The 15,109-nt window shown below is 36.5% G+C and carries 14 protein-coding genes; 5 read left to right on the top strand and 9 right to left on the bottom strand.

What is annotated here, in order from left to right:
* The first annotated feature begins 4 nt into the window (after positions 1-4).
* The 4 genes from BLW28_RS13670 (at position 5) to BLW28_RS15915 (ending at position 3,178) form a co-directional block, all read left to right on the top strand.
* Positions 5-2,071 carry an acetate--CoA ligase family protein gene (locus BLW28_RS13670; protein WP_073221289.1) on the top strand — a complete coding sequence of 689 codons (2,067 nt, stop codon included), beginning with the start codon at positions 5-7 and terminating at the stop codon, positions 2,069-2,071.
* 90 nt (positions 2,072-2,161) lie between these two features.
* Positions 2,162-2,617, top strand: a complete 456-nt coding sequence (locus tag BLW28_RS13665) for a tRNA (cytidine(34)-2'-O)-methyltransferase (protein ID WP_073221285.1) — start codon at positions 2,162-2,164, stop codon at positions 2,615-2,617.
* Positions 2,618-2,777: 160 nt separating this feature from the next.
* Positions 2,778-3,020, top strand: coding sequence for a hypothetical protein (locus tag BLW28_RS13660; protein WP_073221283.1), 243 nt, complete (start codon positions 2,778-2,780; stop codon positions 3,018-3,020).
* Positions 3,011-3,178, top strand: a complete 168-nt coding sequence (locus tag BLW28_RS15915) for a type II toxin-antitoxin system RelE/ParE family toxin (RefSeq protein WP_200791532.1) — start codon at positions 3,011-3,013, stop codon at positions 3,176-3,178. Before BLW28_RS13660 ends, BLW28_RS15915 begins: the two co-directional genes overlap by 10 nt.
* A gap of 214 nt (positions 3,179-3,392) precedes the next feature.
* Here the strand turns inward: BLW28_RS15915 and BLW28_RS15815 are convergent, their stop codons facing one another.
* The gene (locus BLW28_RS15815) at positions 3,393-5,195 is read right to left on the bottom strand and encodes a hypothetical protein (RefSeq protein WP_073221279.1); all 1,803 of its coding nucleotides are present in this window, start codon (positions 5,193-5,195) and stop codon (positions 3,393-3,395) included.
* A gap of 230 nt (positions 5,196-5,425) precedes the next feature.
* Between BLW28_RS15815 and BLW28_RS13645 the strand changes: the two genes are divergently transcribed.
* Positions 5,426-6,001: a hypothetical protein gene (locus BLW28_RS13645; protein WP_073221274.1), complete on the top strand. Its 576-nt coding sequence runs from the start codon at positions 5,426-5,428 to the stop codon at positions 5,999-6,001.
* Here the strand turns inward: BLW28_RS13645 and BLW28_RS13640 are convergent.
* The 8 genes from BLW28_RS13640 to BLW28_RS13605 form a co-directional block, all read right to left on the bottom strand.
* Complete coding sequence (locus BLW28_RS13640; RefSeq protein WP_073221270.1) at positions 5,998-7,560, bottom strand: NAD(P)/FAD-dependent oxidoreductase; 1,563 nt, start codon at positions 7,558-7,560, stop codon at positions 5,998-6,000. The two genes, BLW28_RS13645 and BLW28_RS13640, sit on opposite strands and share 4 nt — an antisense overlap.
* Before the next feature lie 214 nt (positions 7,561-7,774).
* Positions 7,775-9,496, bottom strand: a complete 1,722-nt coding sequence (locus BLW28_RS13635; protein ID WP_200791531.1) for an amidohydrolase — start codon at positions 9,494-9,496, stop codon at positions 7,775-7,777.
* A gap of 193 nt (positions 9,497-9,689) precedes the next feature.
* Positions 9,690-10,457: a LytR/AlgR family response regulator transcription factor gene (locus BLW28_RS13630; protein ID WP_073221267.1), complete on the bottom strand. Its 768-nt coding sequence runs from the start codon at positions 10,455-10,457 to the stop codon at positions 9,690-9,692.
* Positions 10,454-11,485: a sensor histidine kinase gene (locus BLW28_RS13625; protein ID WP_073221263.1), complete on the bottom strand. Its 1,032-nt coding sequence runs from the start codon at positions 11,483-11,485 to the stop codon at positions 10,454-10,456. The genes BLW28_RS13630 and BLW28_RS13625 overlap by 4 nt, the downstream gene beginning before the upstream one ends.
* 83 nt (positions 11,486-11,568) lie before the next feature.
* Positions 11,569-12,306 carry a hypothetical protein gene (locus BLW28_RS13620; RefSeq protein ID WP_073221259.1) on the bottom strand — a complete coding sequence of 246 codons (738 nt, stop codon included), beginning with the start codon at positions 12,304-12,306 and terminating at the stop codon, positions 11,569-11,571.
* A 300-nt stretch (positions 12,307-12,606) separates the two neighbouring features.
* Positions 12,607-13,485, bottom strand: a complete 879-nt coding sequence (locus BLW28_RS13615) for a bile acid:sodium symporter family protein (protein WP_073221256.1) — start codon at positions 13,483-13,485, stop codon at positions 12,607-12,609.
* Positions 13,486-13,619: 134 nt separating this feature from the next.
* On the bottom strand, positions 13,620-14,450 hold the full coding sequence (locus BLW28_RS13610; RefSeq protein WP_073221253.1) for a 5'-nucleotidase, lipoprotein e(P4) family: 831 nt from the start codon (positions 14,448-14,450) through the stop codon (positions 13,620-13,622).
* 317 nt (positions 14,451-14,767) lie between these two features.
* The coding region (locus BLW28_RS13605) for a transposase (RefSeq protein WP_143036893.1) at positions 14,768-15,109 on the bottom strand (342 nt) is incomplete at its 5' end.

Genomic DNA, 15,109 nt, shown 5'->3' with positions numbered 1-15,109 from the left:
AATTATGGTGAACACACAACTTCTTCAACCCCAAAGCATCGTAGTCATTGGTGGGTCCAATGATACTAAAAAACCTGGCGGTAATATGCTGAAAAACATCATTGCCGGTGGTTTTAAAGGTGAACTTTGCGTTGTAAACCCGAAAGAGGAAAAAGTTCAAGGTATTAAAAGCTTTGCCACTGTTGAAGAAATTCCTGATACCGACCTTGCTATTCTCGCCATTGCTGCGAAATATTGTCCAGCAACTATCAAAACATTGGCTACAGGAAAAAATACCAAAGCTTTTATAATAATTTCCGCAGGTTTTGGCGAAGGTGACGAACAAGGTAAACTATGGGAAGAAGAAATTACAAAAATCGTGAACAGTGTAAACGGTTGTTTAATTGGCCCGAATTGTATAGGTGTTATTACCGAATATTATAAAGGAGTTTTTACCGCCCCTGTCCCACCCTTCAGCCCAAAAGGATGCGATCTTATTTCTGGTTCGGGCGCCACGGCGGTTTTTATTATGGAAGCTGGAATGGCATTGGGAGTTTCATTTGCCAATGTATTTTCCACTGGAAATGCAGCTCAAACAACAGTAGAGGATATTTTGGAATATATGGACAACCATTTTAATCCAGAAACAGATCCTTTAGTGAAACTGCTTTATTTAGAAACAGTTTCCAATCCCAAAAAGTTATTAAAACACGCTGCCTCTCTTATTAAAAAAGGAGCTAAGTTTGCGGCTATTAAGGCCGGAAGCACTGCCGAAGGAAGCCGAGCCGCTACGTCGCATACAGGTGCAATTGCCAGTAGTGATATGACGGTACGTGCCCTTTTTCATAAAGCGGGGATTGTTTATTGCAGCAGCCGCGAACAGTTATTAAGTGTGGCAGCTATTTTCAATTACAAAAAACTAAAAGGAAAAAATATCGCCATTATAACGCACGCGGGTGGATCGGCAGTAATGTTGGCAGACCAACTTTCTAAAGGCGGACTCAAAGTGCCAGAGATTTCAGGAGCAGATGCAGAGAAACTAAAATCTTTTTTATATCCCGGATCTTCCGTTGCCAACCCGATAGATTTTTTAGCAACTGGTACGGCTGAACAACTGGGCATTATAATCGATTATTGCGAACATAAATTTAATAATATAGATGCGATGGTCGTGGTTTTTGGAAGTGCAGGTTTATTTGATGTAGAAAATGTTTACAACGTGTTAAGCGTGAAACTGGAGATTTGCGACAAACCAATTTTTCCCGTATTACCTTCAGTAATCAATGCACAACGAGAAATTCAGTCCTTTTTAAAGAAAGGTCATATTCATTTTCCAGACGAAGTGGTTTTGGGAAAAGCGCTAGCGCAAGTTTATAACACGCCAGAGCCTCAATCGCATAAAATAGCACTGCCAGAAATTGATGTTGAAAAAATTAGAAATATAATCGATTCTGCTTCTGAAGGATATCTTACTACTTCAGAAACTGTCGGAATAATGGACGCTGCCGGAATTCCGAGAGTCCATGAAATAGTCGAAAATTCAAAAGAAAAATTGCTTGACACTATTGAGACGACGGATTTTCCAGTTGTAATGAAAGTTGTTGGCCCATTACACAAATCTGATGCCCAAGGCGTTATTTTGAATATAGCCAACAAAGATGAAGCTGCCGAAACTTTTGATACTCTAATTAAAATCGATTCTGCCACTGCCGTTATGGTACAACCTCAATTGGCGGGATTGGAATTATTTGTTGGCGTGATGAAAGAACCAGGGTTTAACCATACCATTTTGTGTGGTTTGGGTGGAATTTTTATCGAAGTTCTAAACGATGTCGCAGCTAGATTAAGTCCTATTTCAAAAAATGAAGCTACCAAGATGGTGCAGTCACTTAGAGGATATAAATTGATTCAAGGAGCAAGAGGACAAAAAGGGGCAAATGAAGCAATCTTTGTTGAAATCATTCAGCGACTTTCGGCCTTAGTTGAAGCTGCGCCCGAGATTATCGAAATGGACATAAACCCGCTTATAGGTACGCAATACGCAATTACGGCTGTGGATGCGCGAATTAGGATTGAAAAATATAAGGACTAACCAAAATATTGGTTTCTAAAATTATCTGGGGTTAAAAATCTATTTTTAACTTGCAATCCATTCTAAAAACTAAATAATCAGCTACTACCTATGGCCTTCAATATTGTATTATTTGAACCTGAAATACATACTAATACTGGAAATATCGGGCGTCTAAGTTTGGCCTCTGGGTCAAATTTGCATTTGGTAAAACCATTTGGATTTGAAATTACGGATAGCCGATTAAAAAGAGCTGGATTAGATTATTGGCAGCATATATCCCTTTTCATTTATGAAAGCATAGACGATTTCTACAAAAAAAATGAAGGAGGAAATTTCGTTTATCTCTCAAGCCACGGCAATCAAGATTATTGCACTATAGATTTTAAAGATAACATGTTTTTTATTTTTGGAAAAGAATCCGTCGGATTACCGAAAAACATTGTTTCAGAAAATCCTGATTTACTGTACACCATACCAATCCACAGCCCGCATATTCGAAGTTTGAACTTGGCTAATTCTGTTAGCATTGTAGTTTATGAAGGGTTGCGGAGTATGAGGGGATAGATTGGCAAAAGTTGAAATGCTTCAATATTCTTCTACCCAATCTCCAGCTGCCTCTCCCGCAGCTCCAAAATCTCCATTTTAGCTTCCTCCAAATCCATTCCAAATTGGAATCTCATAACTGAAATCATAATTTTGTGTCTTTGATAAAAAGTAAAATACCATGAACTTAGAAGCCCGAAAAATAGAATTTGTTCAAGAATTTTTAAAGATACAAAGCGAGGAAGTCGTTTCTAAACTTGAAAAATTATTGCGCAAAGAAAGTACTTCTCTAACGAACAATCAGTTTGAGCCGATGACAATGGAAGATTTCAATGACCGTATTGATAAATCAATGGAGGATTCAAAGAATGGTCGGATAATTAAAGCAGTTGATTTAAAGGTGAAAATTGATAAATGGAATTAGAAATCATTTGGACTCAATTTGCCGAAGACGAGCTTTATAAAATCTTTAAGCATTATCTAGAAAAAACTGGAAACCGAACGGCAAAAAAACTTGCAGATGGAATTTATGACGAGCCATTTAAGTTGATCAGCCATTCCGAAATCGGGCAAATTGAGTAGTATTTAAAAAATAGAAAGGTTGAGTTCCGATATCTTCTTTACAAAAAGAATTACAAAATTATCTATTGGATAAATCACGAAGAAAATCGAATTGAAATAATTGATGTTTTCGATGTTCGACAATATCCCCCAAAAATAAAGAGAACTCAGTAAAACCAGATGGCAGTAAAGAGCGTACTGCCCTTTTATTGGAAGTTATTCATTCCTCACTCCCCTACCCAATCTCCAGCTGAGACTCCCGCAGCTCCAAAATCTCCATCTTCGCTTCTTCCAAATCCATTCCAAATTGGAATCTATTTCCAACTACATAACTTGAGATCAAAGCACCGTAATGTTCGATACCATCTAGTAAGTTATTAGAGAATTTTTCCCACGATTTAAAATCACGTGGAGTTGGTGCAGTGGTTCGTTCGATTTCTTTTTTCAGAAAATCTATATAAAGTTTAAGTTCTGCAACGAACATAGATGCGCGATTGGGTTTTTCCATTATGTCTTTCCGTCCATAAATATGATCGGTCATGTCTTGCAGACTCACAACTCTCGAGAAATTCACGATGTTCGGACCTGGACAAATAGTCACAGCCGTTAGCTTTTTCAAAAATGGTTCTTCATATAGATGCGGTGCTGCATTGCTCAAACCAATACACAGACATTCTTTGCTTAATACATCGTCAACTTGTCTTTCGTATTCAGCTTTAGGAATATCTAAGGTTTTTAACTGTGCCAGTTTCAGCTTTTGGTATTTTGTGGATGCAGTACAAATAGGTTCTGCAGTAAATTCAGTATTCGATTCCAACAATTTTTCGGTACACGGACTGCCAGGTTTATTTCTACTAATTCTGTCTAAACGCTCTATTTCGGAAGTGGTTCCTTTTAAATAATTGAACTCTACACCTAACGGAGATGCTTTGCTGCGCACCACGTCATTTTCTTTCGACTTTGCCAGAAGTTCTAGCGTATTCTCATCTACCGTTGTAGCTTCAGGACATAGCAGAAATGGAGTGCCCCAGCCTGTACCATCAACTTCATAATAATTTCGTAATAATGTATCTTCTTCACTAGTTCCAATTCCGCCTTGTACGGTAATTCTGATTGGATGTGGTTTTGAAAAACCTTCCTTCCCTTTTGCGATGATCGCAGGATTATAAAGTTCAAACTGACTGTTAATCAATTCGTGTCGCTTTTCTTTAAATTCTTGAAGAATTGGCCCCATTAGCACCCCTTGAGTCGCAAAAACGTGTCCGCCACAATTTAAGCCAGATTCAATTCTAAACTCGCTTACCCAAATACCTTTTTTAGCCAAATATTTTCCCTGAATCAGTGCCGAACGATAATCACTGACTTTAATAATTACTTTTTTATGAAACTTACCCCATTCGTATGCATCAAATGCTGAAAACCCCTCCATATAATTATAAAGACGCGGATTCATTCCTGCCGAAAGGACTATGGCAGAATTGCTTAAGTCGCATTCAGCATATCCTTTTAATGCCGTAATAGCATCTGACCCGTTTTCAATAGGTTGCTTGTTTTTATCTAATTGATCCTTGTCAACCTTAGTCATAATATTGACTTCGATTGCACCCGGAACAATGCTTTTTCGCAACGAATTTTCTGTATTTTGCTTTTCTTCAGAATCTGGCATTGCAAACCATTCCTGGTATTTTTCTTTCAACAAACTGCTGTCGGGAAGCATTTCAAAATACTTAGCAATATCAGAACCTGTTTCGAATGCAGAATTTTTAAGGTTTTCAACTTTTGAAGTAACAATCCGCTGCATCAAATTAAGATAGTCTGTAATTCGACGAGAACGCGAATCGGGTTCTTTCGCAGGTATTGGCACATATGTCTCATGGTTCTGTTGGTAATAATATTTCCGCATCACCTCAACCAAGTTGTCCTCAATGATTGAAAGCACCGAGTTTATCCCAAAATGTGCGACTTTTATGGGAGAGTCAATAGTATAGGCTATTCCCATAATAGGGATGTGAAAAGAATGCGGATTGATGGTATGCATGAAATTAAAATTTGGGTTGAAAGGGCGTAAAGGTCAGAAAACTAATCCCCCAAAAATATGACCAATATCATAAAAAGATTCTCTTGTCTTTAATAATAAATTTTACATTGAAATTTTAGGAGTGAAAAAAATTAGACCTTGAAAAATTAGATATAGTAAAATCTTAATTTTATACAACTATTAAATATGAATTAAAAGAATATATATTTGTGTACTAAAAACTGGAAAACATGTTGAAAAAAGCACTCTTTATTGGCGCATTATTAATTGCTTGCCCACACTTTTATTCCCAAGAACATCAAATATCTGTAGGGTATGGAGTTGGGAGTTCTAATCAAATACTAGACGTTTTTGAGAATGCTTTTACAACTATCTTTTTTCCAAATGCTACTCTTAATGAAACTAGTAGTTTAGGTGAATTGCGATTTGCTTATGCTTACACTCCTAAAGAAAAATGGCATTTTGGTTCTGTTTTTTCCTATTCGCAAACAGATTATGACGTAATGGATCGTGGAGTTAAAATAGGTGAACAAGTAAACTCCTATTATACGCTAGCCGCAGAAACAAGTTATTCATTTGTGAAGAGAGATAAGTTAAATCTTTATTCATTATTGGGGCTTGGAGCAACGATAGGCACTTCCGAACAAAATACCACCAACTCTACCAGCGATTCGCACGACACTTTTTTCAATTTTCAAGTAACTCCGTTCGGTATTAGTTATGGAAAACAATGGGGTGGATTTGCCGAAGCTGGTTTTGGATATCGCGGACTATTTAGCTTTGGAGCTTTTTACAAGTTCTATTAATCTGAACTTTTTTCCTTTTCCAATATCGCATCTACGCAGTTAATCCCATCGATGGCTGCGGAGATGATTCCTCCAGCATAGCCGGCACCCTCGCCACATGGATATAAACCACTAATTTCAATATGCTCAAGGGTTATCGGATCACGAGGTATGCTAATAGTTGAAGAAGTTCTGCTTTCGGGCGCGTGCAAAACCGCTTCATTAGTATAATATCCTTTCATTTTTTTTCCAAAAGCCACAAAGGCCTTTTTTAGTTTTCCTGAAAGCAACGCAGGTAATACCTCATTCAAATCTGCGGAAACAATTCCCGGTTGATAGGATGTCTTTGGAAAACCTGTTGAAACCTTTCCTTCCACAAAATCAATCATTCGTTGAGCGGGAACTTTTTGTGTTTTTCCTCCTGCTTCCCAACATCGCTTTTCTACCATTTTCTGATAATCTAGGCAGACAAAAGGATTATCCTTCGTATAATTCGGCAAATCTGAAGGCGCCACAGTTACTACAATTCCAGAGTTTGCATACGGGTTATTTCGCTTACTCGGACTCCAACCGTTGGTAACTACTTCTTCCTGCTCGGTAGCACAAGGCGCTATAATTCCACCCGGACACATACAAAAAGAATATACGCCAAATCCATCTACTTGTTCTACCAAACTATAACTCGCTGGAGGCAGATATGGATTGTCAACCTCGCCGTGATATTGTATATGATCTATGAGTTCTTGTTGATGCTCTACCCGCACACCAATAGCGAAACCTTTGGCTTCCATATAGATGTTTTTGCGATGTAGTAAATAATAAATATCTCTAGCAGAATGACCTGTGGCTAAAATTACGTTATCAAATTCCAACCATTCCCCATTGTTAATCTGAATGGCTTGAATGGCTGAATCCTTCAATTTTATATCAGTCATTTTGGAATTGAAATGCACCTCTCCCCCATTTTCAATAATTGAATCGCGCATTGAAGCAATTATTTTTGGCAGTTTATTGGTTCCAATATGTGGATGCGCATCTATGAGTATGTCTTGATCTGCTCCGAAATGAACGAACCACTCCAAAGATTTTAAAACGTTCCCACGCTTTTTGCTTCGCGTGTAAAGCTTACCGTCTGAATAGGTTCCTGCACCACCTTCACCAAAACAATAATTGCTTTCAGGATTTACAATTTGCTGTTTATTGATGGCTGCCAAATCCCTTCTGCGTTCGCGTACGTCTTTTCCGCGTTCAAATACTATGGGTTTTAAACCTGCTTCCACCGCTCGCAATGCTGCATAAAGGCCTGCAGGTCCAGATCCGATAATGGCTATCCTTTTTGCATCATGTACATTTTGTGGAACAAAAGGTGGGATAACCTCCCGCTTCTCTCCTTTTAACCACATTTCAATTTGAAGGTTTACTTTGATTGGCCTTCGCCTCGCATCGATAGATCGCTTGCGAATCCGCCATTCGCTTAGACTTTCCCTACGAAGGTTTTGCTTCGCTAGGGCAAGCTCCAAGATATAGTCTAAATCTTCTTGTTGGCGCGGTAATACCGCTATTTGCACCATTATACTCATTGGGCAAAGATAGTTGTAAGTTGGTGATTTTTCGAAACAGAATTTTATAAACGTAATTTCAAAATTCGCGGGTTTTCTTTGTTATAAGACTTCTATAATTACAAAATAGAGTTCGTTAACCAGTCACCAATTTTAGTGTTCATAATGCAATTCAACAAAAAAGGCAGGGAGTATTACAATACAGCCTGCCTTGTAATTGAAATGAAATAAGTGATTATCTTTTAAAAATAGTTTTTCCTTCTTTTATGGTTTCAAGCACCTTAATATCCTTAATTTTCAACGGATCTACTTTTAAAGGATTACTATCAAGAATAACCAAATCGGCTAATTTCCCTTCGGCTAAAGAGCCTTTGCTGTCTTCTTCAAAGTATTGATATGCAGCATTGGTTGTAATAGCTTGTAAAGCCTGATAGGGAGTAACGCGCTCATTGGCCCCAATTACTTCCCCTGCCCTGGATATTCTATTAACGGCAGACCAAACAACCATCATTTGATCAATAGGCACAACATTAAAATCTGTATGATTTGTTGGCTTTAATCCTTTTTCAATAGCCGTTTTCATCGGGCTAATAGACGAAGCTTGTTCTAAACCCCTATTTTTTATATGCGCATCGGCAAAAAAGAAAGTATGTTCTGTATATAATGAAGGAATCAATTTATATTCTACATATTTATCAAGTTGATCGTTACGAACAAATTGAGAATGAATAATGACAGTCCTTCGTTCCTTAGTTGGGTTGTCGCCACTTGCAAATTCGTGGGCTTTTATACACATATCGATAGCCCCATCGCCGTTGGCGTGGAAAGTAGATTGCAAACCTTTATCATAAATGCTTTTTAGCATTTGGTTTACTTCATCTTGTGAAAATGTTGGTTCTCCAACCCAATCTTTTTCGCCACCTGGCCCTCCAGTTAAGTACGGAGTTGTGAATAAGGCTGTTCTACCTTGAGGCGAACCATCAATAGTAATTTTTATTCCTCCTAGCTTAAAACGGTTATCGTATTTGCCAAAATCATTAGCATTATATTTCTGCAATAAAGTATCTAGCTCGGTGATAAACGGGTACGACACTACATCGATAAAAAAGGCGTTTTTATCGGCTCCTTTTTGCAATATTTCTACATCTTCAAAATGTGAAAGCCCTTCATGGGCCGTAGTTACTCCAGCTTCAGCATAAATCATTTGTCCGTCTTTTAGCTGTGCTAACAACTCTGCTTCTGAAGGTTTTGGCAACTTGGAAAATATTGGTAAAAATGCAGTTTCCATTATTAAACCATAAGGTTCGTTTGTTCCTGGTTTTCTAACAATAACGCCACCTTCCGGCGTCTCGGTTTTATCCGAAACACCATACTCCTCCATTGCTTTGGAATTCAACACAGCACCGTGCAATGAAACATGTAACACCATAACAGGGTTGTTGGGAAACGCTTTGTCTAGATCATCACGATTCAACAGTTTTCCATCAGGCATAACTGAGTCGTCATAACCATACCCCATTATAAGTTGACCATCGGGAATGTTTTTCTCTTTTTTTAAATCGGTAAGGGCTTTGACAATTCCTGCTACATCATTGCCTTCACCCACTGGCGAAGGTGAACAGTTAGCTTGCGAACTCATCCCCAACGAATTTATAAAATGACTATGCGGGTCAAGAAACCCTGGCAATAGTGTTTTACCTTCTAAATCTATCATTTTATGGCCTTCACCTGCTACGCGCATTGCTTCTTCAGATGCGCCAACAAAGGTGATTTTTCCTTCATTTACAACAACAGCTTCAGCATATTGAGGTGAATCACCTTCCATTGTAATAATATCACCACCAAAGTAAACGGTAGCCGAATTTTTCGTTTTTTCTTCTTTTTTTACGTCTTTACAAGAACCTAATAGCACTACACTAAGAAGTAGTAACAGACTTTTTTTCAATGTTATATACATATTTTAATGATTAGTTTGGTTGTTTTAATTGATTATTATGTATTTAAACGAGCAATCTAATAAAAATAAAGCAAAATAAAATACTTTTCAAAGCTAATTAATAAAGCCGAATGCACTTTAAACAGTAAAAAAAATTATTTCGACAAAACCCTAATAAAAACACAATGAGCATTGAAGTAATTATAGCAAGAAATTACTTTTCAATCCATTCGCGAAACGCTGAAGTGTTACTTTGGCTAGTTTTCAAATAACCGTCGTGCCCCTTAAATTTTAAGGCAAGAACATTCTTAGAATAACGCTCTATTTTGTCAATATGCAATTTATTGACCAACTCACTACGGTTAATTCTGAAAAAAAGTGTGGGATCAACATGTGCTTCTATTTCTTTTAAAGTGGATTCTGAAAGCAAATGCTTTTTGTTTGTAAAATCATAGGCAAAAACAACCCCTTCATTTGCAGAAAAATAAAGAATAGTTTCAGTCTCTAAAAAGTAAAATCCTTGATGGGTATTTATGGTAAATCGTTTTTTATATGTTTTTGTAACGATGTTTTGTTTAAGAAGGTTTTCAATGTTTGAAATCCATTTCTTCTCAGAGTTTGCTGGGTTTCGAAACAATAAAAACTTATCCCACGCTTTTTCAAATCGTTCTTTTGAAAATGGTTTTAATAGGTAGGCGATTCCGTTGCTATCAAAAGCATCCATCCAGAACTTATCATAGGCCGTTGTATAGATAATTGGACAAGAAACCGAAACGAGACGATAAATTTCGAATGCACTGCCGTCGAGTAATTCAATATCTGAAAAAATTAAATCAACCTGATTGTTGTTAAGAAATTCGACAGCAACATCTACTGTATCTATTTCAGCTACAATTTCAGTAGGGGTATCCAATGCTCCTATAAACCGTTTCAGTTTTTTTCGAGCTGGAATTTCGTCTTCGATGATAAGTATTCGTATCATTTTTCTGATGTATGAATAAAAGGAATAGTTATTGAAAAAAAAGTCTCCGATTGGTGAATCGAAATCGGTTTTTCGGTTAATAGTTGGTACTGTTCTTTCAAATTATTTAAAGCTCTCCCTGAGGTTACTTTATTATTTCTTTTTGGCTTGATATTGTTTTTAACCGTGATGGCATCATCAATGACCACTTCAATAAAAATGGGGTTTTCTACGGTACCTAAATTATGCTGCACTGCATTTTCGATTAATAATTGTAGGCTTAAGGGAACAACAAAACCGCTAGCTTTATAATATTCGATTTTAAACTGATAGGCATTTCCGTATTTATGCTGAATTAATTTAAAGTACTGCTTTGCAAATTCCAATTCCTCGCTTAGACTGATAATTTCTTTATCTGATGCTTGAAGCACATAGCGATATATTTCGGCAAATTCATTTAAAAACTCGGATGCTTGTTCTTTATCTTCTTCAATTAACTGGTCTAAAACATTTAAGTTGTTGAACAAAAAGTGAGGGTTGAGCTGCGTTTTTAACTGATTTATCTTACTCTCTGCAAGTGCTTGATTGTAGTTCATTAATTCTATCTGTTGTTTTTTAATTACGTGAAAATAATAATAAGCAAGAAAAAAACTGCCGTAAATAAAGCCATCCAGGAAATTAGATATAATTGAAAGCGTAAGTGTTTGTGTATTAAAATTTCGATCGATATTGCCAAAAACAAAGGCAATCAGAAATCCGCTGAACTTCATAATAAGAACATAAACCACGAGTGATGCACCGAATATTTTCAGAATTTTTTGCGTATTTAAAACACCAAATTTTTGCCATTTCCTGATAAAGAAAAGTAATACTAAAAACAATATCCCTGCACTAACCAACGAAGCCAAGGCCGCTTCGGGCGTAAATATATACCAACTAAATTGCGCTCTTATTGAAGTTCGGGTATAAATAGATTGTACATATGCGAACAGCAATATAAACAATAGAAAGTAACGGTTCTGGTATATTTTCTGAAGTATGTTTGTCATCAAAAAAAGTATAAATCTGTTAACAAAAATAGTCCTATAATTTTACAGGACTATCTTTGAGCTTACTAATTATAGTTGATTTTTTAGTTCGGAAAAGAAGCAATATTATTTCCTTGATCATCAAAGAAATCGAGTTTAGCGTTATTTTCTTTATCTATATAAAACATTGCCCTTGGCATTCCTTTATCATCAAAAAGAAATAAACCGTTGTTCTGACTTCTCGATTTTCCTAGCATAACGCGTGGAACACCGCCCAACAGACCTTCTTCTTGGTATTGCTTATACTTTTCTTTCATTTTCTCAGGATCTTTTTCCCGTAGCGCATCAAGCTCTTTCATTATTTCGCTTGTTTTGAGTTGCGATTCGTTGCTAGGTCGGTCGTTAAATGCAAGACTACTGCTTACAAACCGTCTATCTCCCTGTTGGTAATCTTGTGTTAGCAATTGCATAACCTGATCGCCATCGTACTGGTCGTATGTTAAAGAAAGTCCAGACGAATGTCCGTTTTCGGTCTTTTGTCCGTCGTAAATAAATCCACCGCATTCAATACCATCTTCGTTGAAAAACAACATTCCTGACCGTTTTTTTCTTTTCTCATTGGTGGGTCGGTTGTTTATAACATCACTTCCATTGGGGAAACGATCTACATTGGTAATAACCATTTTTACAGTACCATCTTTTTCTATAATATTGATACGTTCAACATCTATTTCACTGAATTTCTGATTGCCATTTTGTTTGAAAGCCGAAGAGGTTATTACAACCATTCCCATAACAGTGGCTACTGCAAATGTTCTTAAAAAAATTAGTTCTTTGTTCATTATAAATTGTTTTGAGTTAGACTTTTGATAGCACGAATTTATAACTATGCCTACAGCTACTCAATTACAAAACAATGAATGCGGGAAAAATAGAAATGAAGTAAGGATTTTTGAGGTTTAATGAAATAATTGAATACTTCACAATTATTGAAAATTAATCTGTAAAAGAATAAACATAGTTCTTTGTACATATCTTGACTTTGAAAAACAAGACTAAATAAACTAAAAATTCGAAACAGATAGTACTGCTTTGGCACCTAAAATAAATCCTGCGAATTTAACTTTCGTAATAGAATTTATTTATTCATAACTTATTTCAGGTCGTTTTCCAAAGTACCACATTAAAACTCCCGAAGTAATAAACATCCAAATAGCATAAGCTCCAATTGGAATACCCATTTCAACATTATTCAAAATTGAAGTTGCAATTACAAGCGCTAAAGTTCCATTTTGAATTCCACTTTCAATTGTGATTGAAATTGCGTTTTTCAAATTCAGTTTAAACAACTTGGCAGTCAGGTATCCTATTCCCATTGTGGTTATATTTAGCACCAACGTCACCAATCCAGCTGCTTTCATTCCGTCTACTAGCTTGTCTGCATTGGCGCCCAATACAGCGATAAATACAAGAATAAAAATAACTATTGAAGCAGTACGCATCGGTTTTCCCATACGCAGAGCAAAGTTGGTTTTGCGCTTGCGAATAAACATTCCAATGGAAATAGGAATAACGGTAATTCCCATTATTTGAATAATAGTATTGACAATAGGTAGTTTAATTGAAACATTGGTACTGCTTCCAAAATATTCCAATGCAGAAGATAGGATAAACGGTATAGTCAAGATGCTTATAACACTTGCTATGGCTGTTAAGGTGACCGACAAGGCTATATTACCCTTACAAACTTGTGTTATTAAGTTACTCGTAGGCCCACCAGGACAGCTTGCCAAAATCATTAAACCAACTGCCATTACAGGACTTAAATTAAAAGCAATTGCCAATGAAAACCCAATTATGGGCAGAAAGATTAGTTGATTGGTAAGACCAAGTAATATCGCTTTAGGAAATTTTATTATTCTGGTGAAATCGGCAGGAACTAATGTCATTCCCATGCCTAACATTATAATTGCAAGAGATAAGGGTAAGAATAATTGGCTTACAAGTTCGGTTGTATTCATAGGTTGCTATTTTATTCTTACGCTACTTTAATCGATGATTTTAATTATAACTACAGGTTTTTAAATAAACGCACTGTTGAATGGCTGCCAAATTTCGCCTCAAACATTTTCACTTAAAGCGGATGAAGTTTATATCAATAAGAAATCACTTTACGCTTACGGATTGAATCCTTTTGAAATTTTGTCCAGTCGTATTTTCCTTCTAAAATCCCCTTGGTTTCCCAATCGCCATAAATTGCATTGGGAAGCACAATGTATCGGTTTCCGAAAACAGCTTTTAAACTGTCCACGCTTGTATTTCTATCTTCAGTAGAACGGTTTTCAAAAACAGTTGAGAAATCTGAAAGATTATCACCAATAAGCATGATAATTTCGTGTGTTTCTTCTACTGTGGCTCTGCGTTTTCCTTTTCGACTAGTTTCATCGGCCAACAACATATATTCTGAATTAGAATACGGGAAGCCAACAGCGCGCATATTTTCTAACGTTGCTTTTTCTTGATCTACAGTCCGGTTAGAAATATAAAACACTTCAACGCCCCTACTTTTCGCATATTTAAAAAACTCAAGTGCGCCTGGAACTGGTTTAGCTTTTTTCTCATTAACCCATTCTGTCCATCGCTCTGGAACGTAATCTTCTTGAAGCTCAATCTGCTTCCCGCTGTACGGACTATTGTCTAAAATAGTTTCGTCAATATCGGTAACAATGGCGAGAGGTTTACCACGCATTTCATTGTTTGCTAACAATAGATCTAATTGCATTTTAGCCAAATTAAATGCTTGATATGCCAAAGCACGATATTCGCCCGAATGTTGTTGCCAAAGCACCGCCGCTATTGAATATTCCCGTGGTGGAATAGTAGAGTGTTGCAATTGTGGTGAATCATTTTGGGTCTGAGATACTTGCGATTTACACCCAAGCAACATGGCAAAGGCAAGTAAAGTTATCAATCCGCTTTTTTTCATATTTTTTAAATTTAAAATAGTGGCATCGTTATTTTATTCGCAGCCAGCACAATAGTATCAATTTACATCCTACAAACAAATCTATACAAAAGTCCTTAATACAGACATCAACTGAACTCATATTCCACAATTCTTGAAAATCGTTGTGCATTTTACATTAATTCGATTGTGGTTTATAACTTCTTTTTAACCTTGTAGAAAAAATTTTGGAAAGCAATCTTGTCTTGCTATTTCTACTTAATTCTATAGTGTCTTGTAGTTTTTATTCTACTAAACTACTATTATAAAAACAGAAAATACATTACCCGTTGTGCATTTTAAATAATGCTGATTTTAATGTTGTTGATGTTTCTCCCGAAGATGAACTTATTGATATATTGAACAGTTGTCAGTGCAGCAATCTTGGATATTATTCTGGTTTTAAAACCTCTAAAGGTTTTGGCGTAATTACGTCTTATCATAAATTGGTCACATAGTTGCGAGAAAAGGGTTTCAATTCTTTTCCTTTTTTTCCTGAAGACATAAGGTTGTTTTTTATATTCTTTTTGGTTACTCCTCATCGGCGTGCTCAATTTTATGTTATAGCTGTCAAAAAGGTTGAGCTGTATTTCTGCCGATAGGTAGCCCTTGTCGCCAATCAAGATGCAATCGCTGATCTG

Source organism: Aequorivita viscosa, from assembly GCF_900106795.1.
Lineage (GTDB): Bacteria > Bacteroidota > Bacteroidia > Flavobacteriales > Flavobacteriaceae > Aequorivita > Aequorivita viscosa.
This window is presented reverse-complemented; position numbering and strand designations above follow the sequence as displayed.

Excerpts from the sequence above, each read along its gene's own strand:
- BLW28_RS13670 (WP_073221289.1), top strand. The coding sequence starts at position 5 with ATGGTGAACACACAACTTCTTCAACCCCAAAGCATCGTAGTCATTGGT.
- BLW28_RS13665 (WP_073221285.1), top strand. The coding sequence starts at position 2,162 with ATGGCCTTCAATATTGTATTATTTGAACCTGAAATACATACTAATACT.
- BLW28_RS13660 (WP_073221283.1), top strand. The coding sequence starts at position 2,778 with ATGAACTTAGAAGCCCGAAAAATAGAATTTGTTCAAGAATTTTTAAAG.
- BLW28_RS15915 (WP_200791532.1), top strand. The coding sequence starts at position 3,011 with ATGGAATTAGAAATCATTTGGACTCAATTTGCCGAAGACGAGCTTTAT.
- BLW28_RS15815 (WP_073221279.1), bottom strand. The coding sequence starts at position 5,195 with ATGCATACCATCAATCCGCATTCTTTTCACATCCCTATTATGGGAATA.
- BLW28_RS13645 (WP_073221274.1), top strand. The coding sequence starts at position 5,426 with ATGTTGAAAAAAGCACTCTTTATTGGCGCATTATTAATTGCTTGCCCA.
- BLW28_RS13640 (WP_073221270.1), bottom strand. The coding sequence starts at position 7,560 with ATGAGTATAATGGTGCAAATAGCGGTATTACCGCGCCAACAAGAAGAT.
- BLW28_RS13635 (WP_200791531.1), bottom strand. The coding sequence starts at position 9,496 with ATGTATATAACATTGAAAAAAAGTCTGTTACTACTTCTTAGTGTAGTG.
- BLW28_RS13630 (WP_073221267.1), bottom strand. The coding sequence starts at position 10,457 with ATGATACGAATACTTATCATCGAAGACGAAATTCCAGCTCGAAAAAAA.
- BLW28_RS13625 (WP_073221263.1), bottom strand. The coding sequence starts at position 11,485 with ATGACAAACATACTTCAGAAAATATACCAGAACCGTTACTTTCTATTG.
- BLW28_RS13620 (WP_073221259.1), bottom strand. The coding sequence starts at position 12,306 with ATGAACAAAGAACTAATTTTTTTAAGAACATTTGCAGTAGCCACTGTT.
- BLW28_RS13615 (WP_073221256.1), bottom strand. The coding sequence starts at position 13,485 with ATGAATACAACCGAACTTGTAAGCCAATTATTCTTACCCTTATCTCTT.
- BLW28_RS13610 (WP_073221253.1), bottom strand. The coding sequence starts at position 14,450 with ATGAAAAAAAGCGGATTGATAACTTTACTTGCCTTTGCCATGTTGCTT.